Source organism: uncultured Pseudomonas sp. (assembly GCF_943846705.1).
Classification (GTDB): Bacteria; Pseudomonadota; Gammaproteobacteria; order Pseudomonadales; family Pseudomonadaceae; genus Aquipseudomonas.
Genome location: NZ_OX044366.1, coordinates 3,775,074 through 3,793,349, shown reverse-complemented (window position 1 = coordinate 3,793,349; position 18,276 = coordinate 3,775,074). Strand labels below are relative to the sequence as shown.

Annotated in this window: 16 protein-coding genes, 2 tRNA genes and 1 pseudogene; 17 read left to right on the top strand and 2 right to left on the bottom strand. The window is 54.8% G+C overall.

The window, feature by feature from the left end:
- Positions 1-212 precede the first annotated feature (212 nt).
- The 3 genes from Q0V31_RS17615 to Q0V31_RS17605 all read left to right on the top strand — a co-directional run bounded on the left by Q0V31_RS17615 (position 213) and on the right by Q0V31_RS17605 (position 3,099).
- The gene (locus Q0V31_RS17615; protein ID WP_298189927.1) at positions 213-962 is read left to right on the top strand and encodes an electron transfer flavoprotein subunit beta/FixA family protein; all 750 of its coding nucleotides are present in this window, start codon (positions 213-215) and stop codon (positions 960-962) included.
- A complete protein-coding gene (locus tag Q0V31_RS17610; protein WP_298188215.1) occupies positions 963-1,892 on the top strand; it encodes an FAD-binding protein in 930 nt (309 codons plus the stop codon).
- Positions 1,893-2,451: 559 nt separating this feature from the next.
- On the top strand, positions 2,452-3,099 hold the full coding sequence (locus tag Q0V31_RS17605) for a PA2778 family cysteine peptidase (RefSeq protein ID WP_298189924.1): 648 nt from the start codon (positions 2,452-2,454) through the stop codon (positions 3,097-3,099).
- A gap of 69 nt (positions 3,100-3,168) precedes the next feature.
- On the opposite strand, the gene Q0V31_RS17600 is transcribed toward Q0V31_RS17605, so the two are convergent.
- On the bottom strand, positions 3,169-4,452 hold the full coding sequence (locus Q0V31_RS17600) for an FAD-binding oxidoreductase (protein ID WP_298189921.1): 1,284 nt from the start codon (positions 4,450-4,452) through the stop codon (positions 3,169-3,171).
- Between the two features lie 184 nt (positions 4,453-4,636).
- Between Q0V31_RS17600 and Q0V31_RS17595 the strand changes: the two genes are divergently transcribed.
- The 10 genes from Q0V31_RS17595 to Q0V31_RS17550 all read left to right on the top strand — a co-directional run bounded on the left by Q0V31_RS17595 (position 4,637) and on the right by Q0V31_RS17550 (position 12,413).
- Positions 4,637-4,713 (top strand) — tRNA-Val (locus Q0V31_RS17595).
- A gap of 240 nt (positions 4,714-4,953) precedes the next feature.
- Positions 4,954-6,876, top strand: a complete 1,923-nt coding sequence (gene thrS / locus Q0V31_RS17590) for a threonine--tRNA ligase (protein ID WP_298189919.1) — start codon at positions 4,954-4,956, stop codon at positions 6,874-6,876.
- Positions 6,876-7,427 carry a translation initiation factor IF-3 gene (gene infC, locus Q0V31_RS17585; protein WP_298191126.1) on the top strand — a complete coding sequence of 184 codons (552 nt, stop codon included), beginning with the start codon at positions 6,876-6,878 and terminating at the stop codon, positions 7,425-7,427. The genes thrS and infC overlap by 1 nt, the downstream gene beginning before the upstream one ends.
- A 60-nt stretch (positions 7,428-7,487) precedes the next feature.
- Positions 7,488-7,682, top strand: a complete 195-nt coding sequence (gene rpmI / locus Q0V31_RS17580) for a 50S ribosomal protein L35 (RefSeq protein WP_136665879.1) — start codon at positions 7,488-7,490, stop codon at positions 7,680-7,682.
- A 25-nt stretch (positions 7,683-7,707) separates the two neighbouring features.
- Positions 7,708-8,064 (top strand): 50S ribosomal protein L20, encoded by a 357-nt coding sequence (gene rplT, locus Q0V31_RS17575; RefSeq protein ID WP_040069108.1) that lies wholly within the window; start codon positions 7,708-7,710, stop codon positions 8,062-8,064.
- A 95-nt stretch (positions 8,065-8,159) separates the two neighbouring features.
- Positions 8,160-9,176: a phenylalanine--tRNA ligase subunit alpha gene (gene pheS, locus Q0V31_RS17570; protein WP_298189914.1), complete on the top strand. Its 1,017-nt coding sequence runs from the start codon at positions 8,160-8,162 to the stop codon at positions 9,174-9,176.
- A 45-nt stretch (positions 9,177-9,221) separates the two neighbouring features.
- A complete protein-coding gene (gene pheT / locus Q0V31_RS17565; RefSeq protein WP_298189911.1) occupies positions 9,222-11,600 on the top strand; it encodes a phenylalanine--tRNA ligase subunit beta in 2,379 nt (792 codons plus the stop codon).
- A gap of 3 nt (positions 11,601-11,603) precedes the next feature.
- Entirely contained in the window at positions 11,604-11,906 is a 303-nt protein-coding gene (ihfA, locus tag Q0V31_RS17560) for an integration host factor subunit alpha (protein ID WP_003243414.1), read from the top strand.
- Complete coding sequence (locus tag Q0V31_RS17555; protein ID WP_136665876.1) at positions 11,887-12,243, top strand: MerR family transcriptional regulator; 357 nt, start codon at positions 11,887-11,889, stop codon at positions 12,241-12,243. The genes ihfA and Q0V31_RS17555 overlap by 20 nt, the downstream gene beginning before the upstream one ends.
- Positions 12,244-12,336: 93 nt before the next feature.
- A tRNA-Pro gene (locus tag Q0V31_RS17550) sits at positions 12,337-12,413 on the top strand.
- Positions 12,414-12,491: 78 nt separating this feature from the next.
- Here Q0V31_RS17550 and Q0V31_RS17545 read toward each other — a convergent pair.
- Positions 12,492-13,172: pseudogene (locus Q0V31_RS17545) on the bottom strand (tyrosine-type recombinase/integrase); the annotation flags it as partial.
- A 410-nt stretch (positions 13,173-13,582) separates the two neighbouring features.
- Here Q0V31_RS17545 and Q0V31_RS17540 point away from each other — a divergent pair.
- From Q0V31_RS17540 to Q0V31_RS17525, 4 genes are all read left to right on the top strand, one after another.
- Positions 13,583-13,963, top strand: a complete 381-nt coding sequence (locus Q0V31_RS17540; protein ID WP_298189903.1) for a hypothetical protein — start codon at positions 13,583-13,585, stop codon at positions 13,961-13,963.
- 91 nt (positions 13,964-14,054) lie between these two features.
- Positions 14,055-14,813 carry a hypothetical protein gene (locus tag Q0V31_RS17535; protein WP_298189901.1) on the top strand — a complete coding sequence of 253 codons (759 nt, stop codon included), beginning with the start codon at positions 14,055-14,057 and terminating at the stop codon, positions 14,811-14,813.
- A gap of 794 nt (positions 14,814-15,607) precedes the next feature.
- Positions 15,608-16,291, top strand: a complete 684-nt coding sequence (locus tag Q0V31_RS17530) for an OmpA family protein (RefSeq protein ID WP_298189898.1) — start codon at positions 15,608-15,610, stop codon at positions 16,289-16,291.
- The gene (locus Q0V31_RS17525) at positions 16,288-18,273 is read left to right on the top strand and encodes a pilus assembly protein N-terminal domain-containing protein (RefSeq protein ID WP_298189896.1); all 1,986 of its coding nucleotides are present in this window, start codon (positions 16,288-16,290) and stop codon (positions 18,271-18,273) included. Before Q0V31_RS17530 ends, Q0V31_RS17525 begins: the two co-directional genes overlap by 4 nt.
- The last annotated feature ends 3 nt before the right edge of the window (positions 18,274-18,276 follow it).

Below are 18,276 nucleotides of genomic sequence, written 5' to 3'. Positions count from 1 at the left end.
CTCATTGCGGTTTACTCGGTTCCTGGTGATTGTTTACGACTGTGGTGCTGAGTACGAGCGCCTCGCGCGAGCGATCTGCCACCCTCAATGTTGCCCGCCCGCCATTTTTGCTCTGTTGTGCAGAGCAAGCCGTTCGGCAACGTTCTGTTGCCAGAGGATTATTGGCGAGCTGAGCAGAGCGACTGACGACATTCTTATCTAACGAGGAATCCATGAAGGTTCTTGTAGCTGTCAAACGAGTGGTCGACTACAACGTCAAAGTTCGCGTCAAAGCGGACAACAGCGGCGTTGATCTTGCCAACGTCAAGATGTCGATGAACCCTTTCTGCGAAATCGCCGTGGAAGAAGCCGTACGCCTGAAAGAGAAAGGCGTAGCGAGCGAAATCGTTGTTGTAACCATCGGCCCGACCACTGCTCAAGAGCAGCTGCGTACCGCGCTGGCGCTGGGTGCTGACCGTGCCATCCTGGTTGAATCGGCCGATGAGCTGAACTCCCTGGCTGTCGCCAAACTGCTGAAGGCGGTTGTTGATAAAGAGCAGCCACAGCTGGTTATCCTCGGCAAGCAGGCCATCGACAGCGACAACAACCAGACTGGCCAGATGCTCGCTGCCCTGACTGGTTTCGCTCAAGGCACCTTCGCTTCCAAAGTGGAAGTGGCGGGCGACAAGATCAACGTCACCCGCGAAATCGACGGCGGTCTGCAGACCGTTGCGTTGAACCTGCCGGCGATCGTGACCACCGACCTGCGCCTCAACGAGCCGCGCTACGCGTCGCTGCCGAACATCATGAAGGCCAAGAAGAAGCCGCTGGAAACCGTTACCCCGGGCGACCTGGGCGTTTCCACTGCCTCCACTGTGAAGACCCTGAAAGTCGAAGCGCCTGCTACCCGCAGCGCCGGCATCAAGGTCAAGTCCGTGGCTGAACTGGTCGAGAAACTGAAGAACGAGGCGAAGGTAATCTAAATGACTATCCTGGTTATCGCTGAACACACCAATGCCGCCCTGGCTCCAGCCACGCTGAACACCGTGGCTGCTGCTGCGAAGATCGGCGGCGACATTCACGTTCTGGTTGCCGGTGCCGCGTGCGCCGCCGCTGCCGAAGCTGCTGGCAAAATCGCTGGCGTGGCCAAGGTGCTGGTTGCTGACGACGCGGCTTTCGCGCACCAGCTGCCGGAAAACGTCGCGCCGCTAGTGGCCGAACTGGGCAAGGGCTACAGCCACATTCTGGCTGCTGCTACCAGCAACGGTAAGAACATCCTGCCGCGCGTAGCCGCTGCGCTGGACGTTGATCAGATCTCGGAAATCATCGCGGTTGAAAGCGCTGACACCTTCAAGCGTCCGATCTACGCCGGTAATGCTATCGCCACTGTGCAGTCGTCTGCTGCTGTCAAAGTCATCACCGTGCGCGCCACTGGTTTCGATCCAGTTGCTGCCGAAGGCGGCAGTGCTGCTGTTGAAGCCGTTAGCGGCGCAGCGGATGCTGGCAAATCGGCTTTCGTCGGTGAAGAGCTGGCTAAATCCGACCGACCTGAACTGACCGCTGCCAAAATCGTCATTTCCGGCGGTCGTGGCATGCAGAACGGTGACAACTTCAAGCACCTCTACGCTCTGGCCGACAAGCTTGGCGCTGCTGTGGGTGCTTCGCGCGCCGCGGTTGACGCCGGCTTCGTGCCGAACGACATGCAGGTCGGTCAGACCGGCAAGATCGTTGCGCCACAGCTGTACATCGCCGTCGGTATTTCCGGCGCGATCCAGCACCTGGCCGGCATGAAAGACTCCAAAGTGATCGTTGCGATCAACAAGGACGAAGAAGCGCCGATCTTCCAGGTAGCCGATTACGGTCTGGTCGCTGACCTGTTCGACGCCGTACCTGAGCTGGAAAAACTGGTTTAAACCAGGCGTTCTCCGCTCACACAAAACCCGCTCACTGAGCGGGTTTTGTGTGTCAGCTCTTGTGTGTCAGCTCTTGTGTATTAGCTGGAAGTAGTCCAGTTGCTGCCGCCCTCCATTAACACCGCGCAGCGCGCCCAAGGGCCTTGGTCTGGGTCTTCCGTGCGGTGCTCGCCGATGCGTTTACCGGCAGTTTTGCCACATTGCTTACCCCGAAAATCTGCCTGGCGTTTAGCATTCTTGGGCATTTTTGGCGGTTGTCTGGCGGATGCGCGCGGGGCGTGTGATCCAGTGCGTTCACCCTTGATCGACCTGAGCGTATTGACGCAGATGTTGCTGATCATATTCCTGGCCAAAGCGATGCTGATTCTGAACAGTTAAACCCAGGAGTGCTTGCGTTATTGGCACTCGCGACGCGATGGTTGGCTGACCCTGAAGGGGAATGGTTTTTCGCGTATAGGTTGGGTCATAGGCACTTCATCGTTATGCTCTGCGCCACAACAAAATCAGTGGGTGAGTGATGTTCCAGTCAGCGCGTGCCGTAAGACTTCTGCCGTTTGCCATGCTTTTTCTGCTCGCTGCCTGCGCCGGCGGGCCTCAGCTGTTGCCGGAAACCAAGCGCCTGCCGGAGCGAGTCGAGTTGGCCGATGTGCCGTTCTTTCAGCTCAGTGACGCCCAAGGAGGGCCGTCGGCATTGGCCGCGCTGCTCAATCATCATGGCGTGATCAGCAGCCCAGGGCTGGTGGATGAGCGCATGCAGCAACTGGCCAAAGGGCAGAGCCCGCAAGCTGGGCTTGAGGCCGTGGCGCGCTCATATGAGCTGCTGGTTTATCCCATACCCGGCAATCTGGATGCGCTTATCCAGCAGGTATCCGCAGGTCATCCGGTACTGGTGATGCAGGATCGCCTGTTTGGCGGCCCCGGTTCGCAGTTTGCAGTGCTGGTCGGTTATGACCAACGTGAGCGCACGCTGGTGTTGCGCTCCGGTAATACCCGTCGTTGGTACACCAGTTTTGCCAGTTTCGATGATGCCTGGAGCGAGGCAGGGCGCTGGGCGGTACTGGTTCAGCCGACCAATCAGTTGCCGGCGCAGCCGGTTGAGCGGGTCTGGCTGCAGGCTGCACGTGAGTTGCAGCAGCAGGGCCGAGGTGACGCAGCACGGCGTGCCTTGCGTGCTGCCCGCCAGGTTTGGCCGGATGCCGCGCTTTAGGTAGCGCTCTGCTGCGCTGGAATGCAAAACGGCACCCCAAGGGTGCCGTTTCTGTTTGCCGGTGTTGCTTTAAACGCCCAGCTTGTCACGCATTGTGTAGTACCAGGCGCCCAAGGCGCTGAACGGCACCTGGAACAGGCGACCACCCGGGAACGGGTAATGCGGCAGATCAGCGAAGGCGTCGAAGCGCTCGGCCTGGCCACGCAGTGCTTCGGCCAGCACCTTGCCCGCCAGGTGGGTGTAGGTCACGCCGTGACCGCTACAACCTTGCGAGTAATAGATATTGTCGCCCAGGCGGCCCACTTGCGGCAGGCGCGACAAGGTCAGCAGGAAGTTGCCGGTCCAGGCGTAGTCGATCTTCACGTCTTTTAATTGCGGGAAGGCTTTGAGCATTTTCGGGCGAATGATCGCCTCGATGTTCGCAGGGTCACGAGCACCATAGACCACGCCACCACCAAAGATCAGGCGGTTGTCGCTGGTCAGGCGGTAATAGTCCAGTAGGTAGTTGCAGTCCTCGACGCAGTAATCTTGCGGGAGCAAGCTTTTTGCCATCTCAGCCGAAAGTGGTTCGGTGGTGATCACCTGGGTGCCGCATGGCATCGACTTGGCCGACAACTCAGGCACCAAGTTGCCCAAGTAAGCGTTACCCGCTACAACCACGAACTTGGCTTTGATGCGGCCGTTAGGGGTGTGGACAACGGGATTGGCGCCGCGTTCAATGCGGATAGCAGGGGACTGCTCGTAAATCACCCCGCCGAGGGACTCAACTGCAGCAGCTTCGCCCAGTGCCAGGTTGAGCGGGTGGATATGGCCACCACTCATATCGAGCATGCCGCCGGCATAAATGTCGGTGCCGACGACTTCTTGAATGCGCTTGGCGTCCATCAGCTCCAGCTGGGTGTGGCCGTAGCGCTCCCAGAGCTTTTTCTGCGATTCCAAGTGCTTCATGTGCTTGGGCGTGTTGGCTGCAAATACACCGCCGTCCTTGAGGTCGCATTGGATGTTGTACTTGGCGATGCGCTCACGAATGATCCGGCCGCCTTCGAAAGCCATGTCGCCTAGCAGCTGCGCTTGCTTGGGAGCGACACTGCGCTCGATCACGTCAATGTCGCGGCTATAGCTGTTGACGATCTGCCCGCCATTACGGCCTGACGCACCGAAGCCGACTTTGGCGGCTTCGACGATGCTGACCTTAAAGCCGTTTTCCAGCAGGGCGATGGCTGTCGACAGGCCGGTGTAGCCAGCGCCGACAATGCACACGTCAGTCTCGACTTCGCCATTGAGCTCTGGGCGTTCCGGAACCGGGTTCGCGGAGGCCGCGTAATAGGATTGTGGATAAGCTGTGTGCGCCATTTTGCAACCTCTGTTCTTTATTTTTTACGGATAAGCAAATGCTACCTGAGTTGAAAATGCCCGGCTAGTAGCCTGTACGAAATATAAAACGTGCAGCGAAATAGTAAAAAATTCATTTATTCAGGCAGTTAGCGAAAAAAATGTTGACAGTTTTTCCCGCGGCCGTAGAATGCGCACCCATCGTAGGCACGTAGCTCAGTTGGTTAGAGCACCACCTTGACATGGTGGGGGTCGTTGGTTCGAGTCCAATCGTGCCTACCAAATTTGGTAGAAAAAGGGTCGCTTAGGCGGCCCTTTTTTTTGGTTCTTGTAAATGGCCCAGGTCTTCTGTAAGCATCCCTGTGGTTCTTTGTTGTTTAAAACCTCCAGTGACTGCGGTTTGGTTTTGGTTTGGCCCGCAAGCCCTTGCTTCTGTATGGCAGGTATACCGCCGAATCGCTTACTGGCTCATCCCAACCCACGTGGCCTTTGGTAGAGGTCACCACTAGGAGAGGAGGCGCCATGCCCATCATTACTCTTCCCGACGGCAGTCAGCGTTCGTTCGATCATCCGGTATCCGTACTCGAGGTGGCGCAATCCATTGGTGCTGGCTTGGCTAAAGCTACGGTGGCCGGCAAGGTCAACGGCAAGCTGGTTGATGCTTGCGACCTGATTGATAGTGACGCGACCCTGCAGATCATTACGCCCAAAGACCAAGAAGGTCTCGAAATCATTCGCCACTCCTGTGCGCACTTGATTGGGCATGCGGTGAAGCAGCTGTTTCCTGCTGCCAAGATGGTGATCGGTCCGGTCATTGATGATGGTTTCTACTATGACATCGCCTCCGAGCGCCCCTTCACTCTAGATGATGTGGCGGCTATCGAGCAGCGCATGCAGCAGTTGATCGAAAAAGATTACGACGTCATCAAGAAGGTGACGCCGCGCGCTGAGGTTATTGATGTATTTACTGCGCGCGGTGAGGATTACAAGCTGCGCCTGGTAAGCGACATGCCGGATGAGCAGGCCATGGGTCTGTACTATCACGAAGAATATGTCGACATGTGCCGCGGCCCGCACGTGCCCAATACGCGCTTCCTTAAAGCGTTCAAGCTGACCAAGTTGTCCGGTGCTTACTGGCGCGGTGATGCCAAGAATGAGCAGCTGCAGCGCGTGTATGGCACTGCCTGGGCGGACAAGAAGCAGTTGGCTGCTTATGTTCAGCGTATTGAAGAAGCTGAGAAGCGCGACCATCGCAAGATCGGTAAGCGTCTTGATCTGTTCCACGCTCAGGAAGAAGCGCCGGGCATGGTGTTCTGGCACCCGAATGGCTGGACCATTTACCAGGTGCTTGAGCAGTACATGCGTGGCGTGCAGCGCGAGCATGGCTATCAGGAAATCAAGACCCCGCAGATTGTTGATCGCGTGCTCTGGGAGAAGTCCGGGCACTGGGGTAACTACGCCGACAATATGTTCACCACGGAGTCGGAGAGTCGCGATTACGCGATCAAGCCGATGAACTGTCCGTGCCATGTGCAGGTGTTCAATCAGGGTCTGAAAAGCTACCGCGAGTTGCCGCTGCGCTTGGCTGAGTTTGGCTCCTGTCACCGCAATGAGGCTTCGGGTGCTTTGCACGGCATCATGCGCGTGCGTGGCTTCACTCAGGATGATGCGCACATCTTCTGTACCGAAGAGCAGGTCAAGAAAGAGGCGGCGGATTTCATTAAGTTGACCTTGCAGGTCTACGCCGACTTCGGCTTTACCGACGTGCAGATGAAGCTCTCCACGCGTCCAGCTAAGCGCGTTGGTGATGATGCCTTCTGGGATCGTGCCGAAGAGGCCCTGGCCAACGCGCTGAACGAGGCAGGGCTGCCTTGGGAATATCTGCCGGGCGAGGGTGCGTTCTATGGCCCGAAGATCGAGTTTACCCTGCTCGACTGTCTCGGTCGTGCGTGGCAGTGCGGTACTCTGCAGTACGATCCGAACATGCCGCAGCGCCTAGATGCGAGCTATGTCTCCGAAGATAACAGTCGTAAAGTGCCGGTCATGTTGCACCGAGCGATTCTCGGCTCGTTCGAGCGTTTCATCGGTATTTTGATCGAGCATTACGAGGGAGCGTTCCCGGCTTGGCTGGCGCCGACTCAGGCAGTGGTGATGAATATCACCGACAAGCAGGCTGATTTTGCCCTCGAAGTTGAAAAAACACTCAATCAAAGCGGTTTTCGTGCCAAGTCTGACTTGAGGAACGAGAAGATAGGCTTTAAAATCCGCGAGCATACTTTGCTCAAGGTTCCTTATCTCTTGGTTATCGGAGATCGGGAAGTTGAGACGAAAACTGTCGCCGTGCGTACCCGTGAAGGTGCTGATCTGGGCTCAATGCCCATCGCTCAATTCGCTGAATTTATTACGCAGGCGGTTTCCCGGCGTGGTCGCCAAGATTTGGAGTAATCATTATTAAGCGTGATATGAGACAAGATAAGCGAGCTGCACCGAAGGCACCGATCAACGAGAATATCTCGGCACGTGAGGTTCGGTTAATTGGCGCTGAGGGTGAGCAGCTCGGGATTGTGTCAATTGAAGACGCGCTTCTTAAGGCCGAAGAGGCCAAGCTGGATCTGGTAGAAATTTCTGCCGATGCAGTGCCGCCTGTTTGCAAGCTGATGGACTACGGCAAATCGATCTTCGAAAAGAAGAAGCAGGTTGCCGCAGCAAAGAAAAACCAGAAGCAGATTCAAGTTAAAGAAATCAAGTTTCGTCCAGGGACGGAGGAAGGGGATTACCAGGTAAAACTACGCAACCTGGTACGTTTCCTTAGTGAGGGGGACAGGGCCAAGGTTTCATTGCGATTCCGCGGCCGTGAGATGGCCCATCAGGAGCTGGGCATGGAGCTGTTAAAGCGGGTTGAAGCTGACCTGCTTGAATACGGCACCGTTGAACAGCATCCAAAGATGGAAGGACGCCAGCTGATCATGGTCATCGCCCCCAAAAAGAAGAAATAACCACCAGGGCACGGCAGGCCTTGCGGTTATGTTTATCAACTGAATGCGGAGTATCCGAACATGCCAAAGATGAAAACTAAGAGTGGTGCAGCCAAGCGTTTTTTGAAAACCGCTAACGGCTTCAAGCACAAGCACGCTTTCAAGAGCCACATCCTGACCAAGATGTCCACTAAGCGTAAGCGTCAACTGCGGGGCAGCTCCATGGTGCACCCGTCTGACGTAGCAAAAGTGGCGCGCATGCTGCGCGTTCGTTAATCGGTCAAGATAGAGGAAATTACTCATGGCTCGTGTTAAGCGCGGCGTTATCGCTCGCAAGCGTCACAAAAAAATTCTGAAACTCGCTAAAGGCTACTACGGCGCACGCTCACGCGTATTCCGCGTTGCCAAGCAAGCGGTGATCAAGGCAGGCCAATACGCCTACCGTGACCGTCGTCAGAAAAAACGTCAGTTCCGCGCTCTGTGGATCGCTCGTATCAACGCTGGTGCACGTGTTAACGGTCTGTCTTACAGCCGTTTCATTGCTGGCCTGAAAAAAGCGTCCATTGAGATCGACCGTAAGGTACTGGCTGATCTGGCAGTGAACGAAAAAGCGGCGTTTGCTGCGATTGTCGAGAAAGCGAAAGCCGTACTGGCTTAAGTCCCCGACAATCACCGGGCTCGCCCGGTGCTAAACGTCACCAATAGGGGAAGAGCCTTCAAGCTCTTCCCCTATTTCGTATCTGGAGTCTGTAAATGGAAAATCTGGATGTGCTGGTCTCGCAAGCGCTTGAGGCTGTTAGCCACACCGACGATGTGAATGCCCTTGAGCAATTGCGGGTTCACTATCTGGGCAAGAAAGGCGAATTAACTCAGGTGATGAAGACCCTGGGTAATCTGTCGGCAGAAGAGCGTCCGCAAGCGGGTGCGCTGATCAATGCCGCCAAAGATAAAGTTCAGGATGCTCTGAATAGCCGTAAAGAAACATTGGAACAAGCTGCGCTGAGCGCCAAGCTCGCCGCCGAAAAAATTGATGTCACTCTGCCTGGGCGTGGGCAGGTGTCAGGTGGGCTGCATCCGGTAACTCGTACGCTCGAGCGTGTAGAGCAGTTTTTTACTCGGATAGGCTACGGCATTGCCGAAGGCCCCGAGGTCGAGAACGATTACCATAACTTTGAAGCGCTCAATATTCCGGGTCATCACCCTGCGCGGGCGATGCACGACACCTTTTATTTCAATGCAAACATGTTGCTGCGCACCCACACCTCGCCGGTACAGGTGCGCACCATGGAATCCCAGCAGCCGCCGATCCGCATTGTGTGTCCCGGTCGCGTATACCGCTGTGATTCCGATATCACTCACTCGCCGATGTTCCACCAGGTCGAAGGTCTGCTGGTCGATGAGGGCGTGAGCTTTGCCGATCTCAAAGGCACCATCGAAGAGTTTCTGCGAGTGTTCTTCGAAAAGCCCCTGGGTGTGCGTTTTCGTCCATCCTTCTTCCCGTTCACCGAGCCGTCGGCCGAAGTCGATATGCAATGCGTGATGTGCAGCGGTAAGGGCTGCCGCGTGTGCAAGCAGACCGGCTGGCTGGAAGTCATGGGTTGCGGCATGGTGCATCCGAATGTGCTGCGCATGTCGGGCATTGACCCGGAAAAATACTCCGGTTTTGCCTTTGGTATGGGTGTTGAGCGTTTGGCCATGCTGCGCTACGGCGTCAACGATTTACGACTGTTCTTCGATAACGACCTGCGGTTTCTGGCGCAATTTCGCTAGTGCCCTCGTATTGCGTAATCGAATTGGTTCAGGAGAACAGACAGTATGAAATTCAGTGAAAAGTGGCTGCGCAGCTGGGTAAACCCGCAGGTTTCCCGTGATGATTTGGTTGCGCGTCTATCCATGGCTGGCCTTGAAGTAGACAGCGTGTCGTTGGCTGCCGGTGTGTTCAGCGGCGTGGTCGTGGGTGAGGTCTTGAGCACCGAGCAGCATCCCGATGCCGACAAGTTGCGTGTGTGCCAAGTTAGCAGTGGTGCGGAGACCTTTCAGGTGGTCTGTGGCGCACCCAACGTGCGCCCCGGCCTGAAAATTCCGTTCGCCATGATCGGTGCCGAATTACCCGGCGACTTCAAAATCAAGAAAGCTAAGCTGCGTGGTGTTGAGTCCAATGGCATGCTTTGCTCGGCTTCCGAGTTGCAGATTAGTGAAGATAACGATGGCCTGATGGAGCTGCCTACAGATGCACCGGTAGGTCAGAATATTCGCGTCTATTTGGATCTCGACGATGCCAGCATCGAAGTTGACTTGACGCCTAATCGGGGTGACTGCCTGTCCCTGGCCGGCTTGGCCCGGGAAGTCGGTGCCCTCTACGACGCTCCGGTCACTCGCCCTGAAATTTCGGTTGTACCCGCGAGTCGTGACGACGTGTACCCGGTTGAGGTTGTTGCCCCGCAGGCCTGCCCACGTTACCTCGGTCGTGTGTTGCGTAATGTCGATCTTTCCCAGCCAACACCGCTGTGGATGGTCGAGCGCTTGCGTCGAGCAGATGTGCGCAGTATTGATGCGGTTGTCGATATCACCAACTATGTGATGCTTGAGCTGGGCCAGCCAATGCATGCTTTCGATCTTGCCGAGATCAATGGCGGTATTCGCGTGCGTATGGCTGAAGAGAGCGAGAAGCTGGTTCTACTCGATGGCCAGGAAGTCAGTCTGCGCGCTGATACCTTGGTCATTGCTGACCATCAACGTGCTCTGGCTATTGCCGGTGTTATGGGTGGTGAGCATAGCGGCGTTAGTGCCAATACTCGCGATCTATTCCTTGAGAGCGCCTTCTTCGACACCATTGCGATTGCAGGTAAGGCGCGTTCCTACGGTTTACATACTGATGCTTCGCATCGTTTTGAGCGTGGCGTAGATTGGCAATTGGCGCGTGAGGCCATGGAGCGTGCGACTGCACTGCTGATTGAGATCGTTGGTGGCGAAGCCGGGCCGATTATCGAGGTCGTCAGCCAAGAGCAGTTGCCAAATGTTGCTCCGGTCACACTGCGGGCCGAGCGCGTCGAGCAGATGCTCGGCCTGAAAATGGATGATGCGGAAATCGTCCGTCTACTGACTGCCTTGGGGTTGGGTATTTCCGCCGCCGGTGATAGTCAGTGGCAGGTTAGCGTGCCAAGTCATCGCTTCGATATCAGTTTGGAAGTCGATCTGATTGAAGAGCTCGCGCGCTTGTACGGTTATAACCGCTTGCCCGTGCGCTATCCGCAGGCGCGTTTGGCACCGCAGGCGAAGGCCGAAGCCGCAGTTGACCTGCCTGCGCTGCGCCGTTTGTTGGTAGCTCGCGGTTATCATGAGGCAATCACCTACAGCTTTATCGATCCAAAACTGTTCGAGCTATTCAATCCCGGTGTTGCGCCATTGATGCTGGCCAATCCGATTTCCGCGGACATGGCCGCCATGCGTTCTTCGCTGTGGCCGGGCTTGGTGAAAGCGCTTGAGCACAACCTTAATCGTCAGCAGCCACGCGTGCGCCTGTTTGAAAGCGGTCTGCGCTTTGTCGGTCAGCTTGAAGGTTTGCAGCAAGAGCCGATGCTGGCAGGTGTTATCTGTGGCAGCCGCTTGCCTGAAGGCTGGGCGCACGGCCGCGAAAATGTCGACTTCTATGATCTGAAAGCTGATGTCGAGGCGCTGTTGGCCAGCGCTGGTGATGGCGCGAGTTTTACCTTTGTCGCGGGTGAGCATCCAGCGTTGCATCCAGGGCAGGCTGCGCGAATCGAGCGTGAAGGGCGGCTGGTCGGTTTCCTCGGGGCTATGCATCCCGAGTTATCGAAGTCGCTCGGTCTGGATCAGTCCGTGTTCATGTTCGAGTTGCTGCTGAGTGAGGTCACTCAAGGGCTTATGCCTAAGTTTCAGGAACTTTCGAAGTTTCCTGAAGTGCGACGTGACTTGGCTATCTTGGTGGGACGTGATGTGCCAGCAGAGGAATTGCTCAGTGTTATTCGTGAGGGGGCAGGTGAGTGGTTGACTGACCTCAAGCTATTTGACGTGTATCACGGTAAAGGTATTGATCCTGATAGAAAAAGCCTTGCCGTCGGCTTGACCTGGCAGCATCCATCGCGCACTCTTAATGACGATGAGGTGAGTGTCACAACGCAAAAAATTCTCACCTCCCTGGAACAAAGGTTCAACGCCACGTTAAGGAAGTAGCGTATGGGGGCTCTGACGAAAGCTGAGATGGCGGAACGTCTGTATGAAGAGCTGGGCCTGAATAAACGGGAAGCCAAGGAGTTGGTGGAGCTGTTCTTTGAGGAGATCCGCCAAGCGCTGGAGCTCAACGAACAGGTCAAGCTCTCGGGGTTCGGTAATTTTGATCTGCGCGATAAGCGTCAGCGCCCCGGTCGCAATCCAAAAACAGGAGAGGAAATTCCGATCACGGCTCGCCGTGTCGTAACTTTCCGTCCAGGCCAGAAGCTCAAAGCCAGGGTTGAAGCGTATGCTGGAACCAAGTCATAACGACGAACTGCCCGTTATACCCGGCAAACGTTACTTCACCATTGGTGAGGTGAGTGAGCTGTGCGCCGTAAAACCGCACGTACTGCGCTACTGGGAGCAGGAGTTTCCTCAGCTCAATCCAGTTAAGCGGCGTGGTAATCGACGGTATTACCAGCGACAGGATGTGTTGATGATTCGGCAGATCCGAGCTCTTTTGTACGACCAAGGCTTTACCATTGGCGGGGCGCGGCAGCGCCTCTCTGGTGATGAAGCGAAAGACGACAGCACGCAATATAAACAGCTGATCAAGCAAATGATTACTGAGCTTGAGGATGTCTTGCTGGTTCTCAAGAAATAGTCGCGTTATTCAAAAAGTTTCCATATTTCAGAAGCTTAATGTATAGTTCGCGACGTTTTCGGGGTTCCGAAAATAGCAGGTTTGACGCCTAGTCGGGGCGTAGCGCAGTCCGGTAGCGCACTAGCATGGGGTGCTAGGGGTCGAGTGTTCGAATCACTCCGTCCCGACCATATAATTCAATGACTTAGGCCAATGTTCGTGCATTGGACTTTTTCATGCGCGTGACTTTTGCGTGACTTCTCCTAGGCTCACGCTTGTTTTCTCTTCAAAATCGTCAGCACTGGCCCGCGCGAGTCGGTTGCCGATACCATGTTCGCAGCTTCAATCAGATGCCCAAGCTCTGCGCCTGAGTAATGACTGGTGATGCTGCCGTTCTTGTGGCCGAGTAAGGCCTTGCGATCTTCCTCTGTTACACCTGCTGCGCGTAAGCGTCTGCCGAATGTATGCTTGAGGTCGTGGATTCTTACCGAAAGATAACCAGGGTGAGCGGGGCGTAGGTTTTTCTCCTGCCAGAGTTTCGCTGCTCTCACCCGCGCTTTCTTCCACGCCGAGTCATTCATCCTGTGCATGGCCGTGCCGTTGTACGGAAATACCCACTCCCTACTGATACCGCGCTGCTGGTCGATGATCGACTTAGCCACGTTGTTCAGCACAACCAGCCGCTCGTCACCGTTCTTTACGCCTGAGTTCTCATGACGCCCGCCAAAGTCGGCAGGAATCAAGAACACGCTAGTGCCCAACTCAGGAACGGTAATCTCCCAGTCCCAGCGCAGCTTGCACACCTCCTGCTCACGACACCCGGTGTTCACCTTGAACAGGGCCATGGTGTGCAGGTGCGCCGGCAGCTCAGCAAACAGAATCGACTGCTCTTCCCATGACATAGGGTAGGGCTTGCGACTCGACTTCTTCTCTTCCAGCTTGGTCAATAGCATTCTTAAGCCACTGGGGAGATGTATTGGTCAGCGCATCGCCCTAGAGATTCCAGCTGATCGCCTTCTTAGCGCTAGGCGAATCATCTTCAGCACAAAAACGCCCATAGTTGAAACGAAGAACTAATAATTAAGCCGATTATCCCAGGCATATATCTCGCCATTACTCATCTGCGCTAACGAAACTCGGTGCGATTCAAAAGTTTGAATCGCGTTATTAGATTGCCTTGCATAATGCAAGGCAAAAAGGAAAAGCGAGATGGTTTTCACAATTTAAATATTCGGTAATTAATTAAGTGATTGTTTTTAATGTGGTTTTTGTTTTTGGCACGGCCCTTGAAGGTGCATTGACAAGCGGGACTAATCTCGCTGTTCTGAAATGCTAAACACAGACCTCTGAGGTGTTAACCATGAAAACAATGAACAAGGCACTCACTAGCAAGAAGCAAGGCGGTTTTGTGATGACCAGCGAGTTGGTATTGATTACCACCGTTATGGTTATTGGTTTGATGGCCGGTATGGTGACCATGCGCGATGCGGTTACTGCCGAGATGGAGGATGTTGCCGAAGCGATTGGCCATCTCGATCAAACTTATGCCTTCAATGGCATCGTCAATGGTGAGAACACTGCTGCTATTGAGGGCTCAGTGTTTGGCGATGCGACTGATGCGAGTGCTGGTGATGATGTTGAGTTTTCCTTTGTCGCCGCTACTCCACTTGAAGGTGGTGTAACCGCAGCGAGTCTGGGCGCTAGCTCTTCTTCTAATGCCGGCACCATCACCACGCCTTAACAAGGCAGGACCATAAGTGGGCTAGGCCCGGCCATGCTGCTGGGCTGGCTCCAGGTTGGTGTTTTAAGCCAAGAGAGCAAAGGAGTACGCTATGAAACGCAAGTATTCTGGAAGTACTACTGCCGCAATGGCCACCTTTCTGGTGTCAGGAGTATTGGTCAGTGTATTGGGTGTGCGTCAGGTCGAGCGACATACCACTCACGAAGTGTGGGGCATCAATGGCAATTGGCCTGTTGGCACGCTGATTCGACCTGAGATACTGCGCAAGGTGCGTATCGATAACGATGAGTTAGGCGTATCCAATCAGCGGTTATTACTAGGCAAGCAGCTTGCGCAAAGCAAGAAAGATGGGCAGCCGATCCAACCTGCTGAACTGCGCACGCCTGTCAAAACGTGGCTGGCACAGCAGATACCCGATAACAAAGTGCTCTACACATTTGCCCCCAACAAAGGTTCCATTCCCTTCAGCCAGCTGCGCAATGGCGATCGATTTGATGTGCTGGTTACTGGCAAAGGCGGTGTACGTACCGTTGCGCGCGACGCAACATTGATTGGTGCGTTGGCTAAACCCTCGGCTAAGCCCACAGCAGCCGCTGGTTTAAGCGGTCTGGCGCTGCCACCGTTGGCGCGTGATCAAGCGGCGGAGCGGACATCACTGGTTATCGCAATTGACCCTGAAGAGGTGTACCCGCTGGCTCATGTGGGCAGGAATGAACGAGTCAGTATCGTCTTGCACAGCTCAATATTGGATATCGACGGTGAACGTCATTCGATTGAGCCCGAGCCCACTCACCGACAAGTTGAACTTCTGTCAGGTTTGAAGCGCAGCACGGTTACCATAAAATTGTGATTTATCAAAAGAATAACGCTGGTGTGATGAGTCACGCCAGCTTGGCGTTTTGGTTAATAAGTTTTTATGTTTGCATGTATAAGCATATTCATGGCAACTCAGTCCATCTATAAGATCGTTGCGTGGATATTCGTTACATGTGACGGATATATGCTCTTGTGCAGTTGTAAGCCTCTCCTGCTAAAAAACCTTCTACTGTATTTGTCAGTCGGTAATGTTGCGCTGATTGCATAGTTAGTGACTATTTGGCGCTCTAAAGCAATTGGGCATGAACAGTCCTTTTAAGTGCGTATTGCTAAATCTTCCTAAAGCATCGTATGACGCATCTATATGAGCGAGTGGTGATGCGTTTTCTGCGCGCAGCTAGCGCGTTTGTTTAGGTAGGCATCAGTCAGACGCTGCCGTGTGTGTCTACTCGCCATTGGCTGCGGATGACACTTTCCCTATCGCCCCCAATTAGCTATTCGCCAGGTAGATATCTGCCTGGCGAATAGCTGTCGTAATAAATCTAATCGCGTGTTCGGCTCGCTCAGAATTGCTGCTTAAGGTTTTGCACTCTGCTTTGCATTTTGCGAAGCACAGCCATGCTGTTTGCGTTTTGATTTGCTGTGCATGTTGCGCCTTCTTTCTAAGCGTTTGTTTTTATAGGTAAAAAATTAATTAAAGAGGTTGGTACGGGCTGTGCAATAGGTATATCAAACCCGTCATTTTGGCTTTAGTACGTTTGCCTGAGGAACGTTGACGGAATGGCAAGAGGACGGTCCTCGTGCCGCTACCTTCAGAGAGGTTCCATCATGAGAATGCTTAGTTTGCTAACCGGCACCTTGCTTGCTGGTTGTGCTGGACAGGAAAGCGCATTCGTTTCGACTCAGGATGTTCCGCGCTTTTCGCTGAACAGTCATGCACCCGCAACGCACATGGCATATGCCTTAGATCGTGATCCTGAGGCTATTCACCACCCGGCTTACTGGCCGTTTAACCAAGCCAATACGCTCGCGCTGCAGTCTGCGGACTACTGCTTAAACGGCGAACACTATCGCCTGGTTGCACGTATCAGTCCGTTTGATCGTGATCTAACTCAGCTGCCAGTTGCCCAGCAACAGCGTTTACGTTCCGTTGCCCAGACGTTGTTGAATCAGCCGCAACGTTCTAACTCGCTGGTGGTTGGCCATACGGATGCAGTCGGTAGCGCGGCGTATAACCAGCAATTGTCCGAGCAGCGTGCCGCTACTGTTGCCCGCTGGTTTATGACGCAAGGGCTGTCTGCCCAGCGCATCCAGACGCTTGGCTATGGCGAGCGTTCTCCATTGCAGTCGCTCGCGGCTGGTGATGTTGCACCGCATAACCGTCGGGTTGAAGTGTTTACTCAATTACCCAGTGCTGCTGCGAAAGACGGTAGGACGCCATGCATGCGTTCTGCTCAGCCTATCGCGACTGAACATCTGCTTCTCCCCGTTACTGCAGAGGTGACCCCATGAAAAGTATTCGAATGGCAGTGTTGTCAGCGCTTGGGTGTGCTGCTTTGGGTCTGATGATTCCGGCGCCGGTGCATGCCGAGCTGATGTTTGTAGAGGATGCTAGCGGCCGTAAATCATCCTCTTTCCGTGATCTGATCCAGTGGACCCACTCGCGGCTTATTTTCGACAAAGAGCTTAAGCGCGTGGCTATTGGCCAGGAAAAAACCCTTAGCGTAGAAATTCTAGGAGGGCGTGAATTGTTGATCCTGGCCAAGAATGTTGGCCGCACTACGTTGATTGTTTGGTACGCCGATGGCAGCAGTGAAACGTACTTGTTCAGTGTTTCGGAAGATCTTTCCGTGCTGCGCAGTGCCCTGCGTGACATTCATTCTGGCGTAAGGCTTGAGCAAGCGCCTGATCGGCCAGCTCTTGTCTTGCGCGGTCAGGTGCCAACCATTGATTACAAGATCGCCGCAGAAGCAGCGGCGCGTCATTACCTAGGCGTGCGTCAGTCGAGCAACCGTGGCGCGCTGGGTGCAACGCCTGCGCAGAACTTGTCACAAGCCATGCAGATGGTGGTGTCGGCGCAAAGTGGCAGTTCGGCTGGTAATAGCAATGATGCCTTCCGTGTCGATGCGCAGAGCCTGGATGTTGGCAGCCGGGTCGCCGTGATCAATCTAATTCAGGTTGAGACGCTGCCGCAAAGTATGGAAGAAAAGATTGGCCAGGCCATTACGCCTCTCGGTGGTGCCGGTGTAAGGATTCGTCGAGTCATGCAGGGGGATGTGGCCAATGACTATGTCGACAGCCTGATTCTTGAAGGTGAAGTACGCGACCAAGTAACCCTGACCCGTATTCTTAATGTGGCGTCTCGGCTGTTTATCGGCAGCCAGGGCAATAACGGTTTGTCGAGTGTAGATGTTGTGGCCGACGAGTCGGGCGGGCTGATCGATCAGCGTCGTTCAGGCAAGGCATCAGCCTCATTGGGCGGTGGTCTTAGTGGCGGCTCGGGCAATATCCACAACAATGATCTGCGCTCCAATGTGGGCCGCTCAAAATTACTGTCCATGGCCAACGGTCGTCTGCTCTCGGTGATCGAAGTGCGTGACCTACCCCAGGTGCGTGTGGCGGTGCAGATCCATGAGGTTAATCGCAATCGCCTGTACAACTGGCGTCCTGATCTGAGCCTGGTTTCCAGTGGTTACAGCGCGGATGGGCTGTTCAATCTCGGCGGCTTGAATCAAGCACAGCCTGACAGCTCCACGGTGGAAAACGCATTGCAGTTGATTGGCGGCTCGCTGACCAACAATTTGCAGATCGGCGGCAGTCGCATGGCGCTGGACCTGCTGTTTTCACTGATGGAGCGCGAAGGAATTTCCAAAACCCTGTCGCGTCCCACCTTGATGGTGTTGGCCGGTGAATCGGCGGTATTCAGTGTCGGTGGTGAAGTGCCGGTGCCGACCGCGTTCGCACCCACAGGATTGAAGTCGGGTGATGAGGTGGGTAACAACACCTCAGGCGTATTCAGTGGCACCAGCTTCAAGTCGTTTGGGGTGCAGTTGAAAGTGCGCGCCATGGTCGATGAAAACGATCGCATTACCCTGGATGTGAACCCGACTGTCTCGGCACCTGACACGCTGCTCAGCCGGCAGATATCCGACAGTACCGGAAGCAACCTCAACAGCACCGCCTTCAATACGCGCAGCATCAGTACCAGCACGCGTTTACAGGATGGTCAGCCGTTGATCCTCGCCGGTTTGGTCTCCAGTGAGCAATCTACCCAGGAGGACTTCACTCCAGGGGTCAATAAGATTCCCTTCTTCGGACGCTTGGCTGAGGCCTCCAGTGACAGCGGCCAGGAGCGTGAACTGATCATCGTGGTTACCCCGACGCTGGTGCGTGAAGTACAGGGCGATGTCCACCTGTGGGCCTTTCCGTCGCCCCTGGACTTGGCGCAACAAGCCCTGCAGTCCAGCGTGCCAATGACCCGTAAAGAGGAATAATAA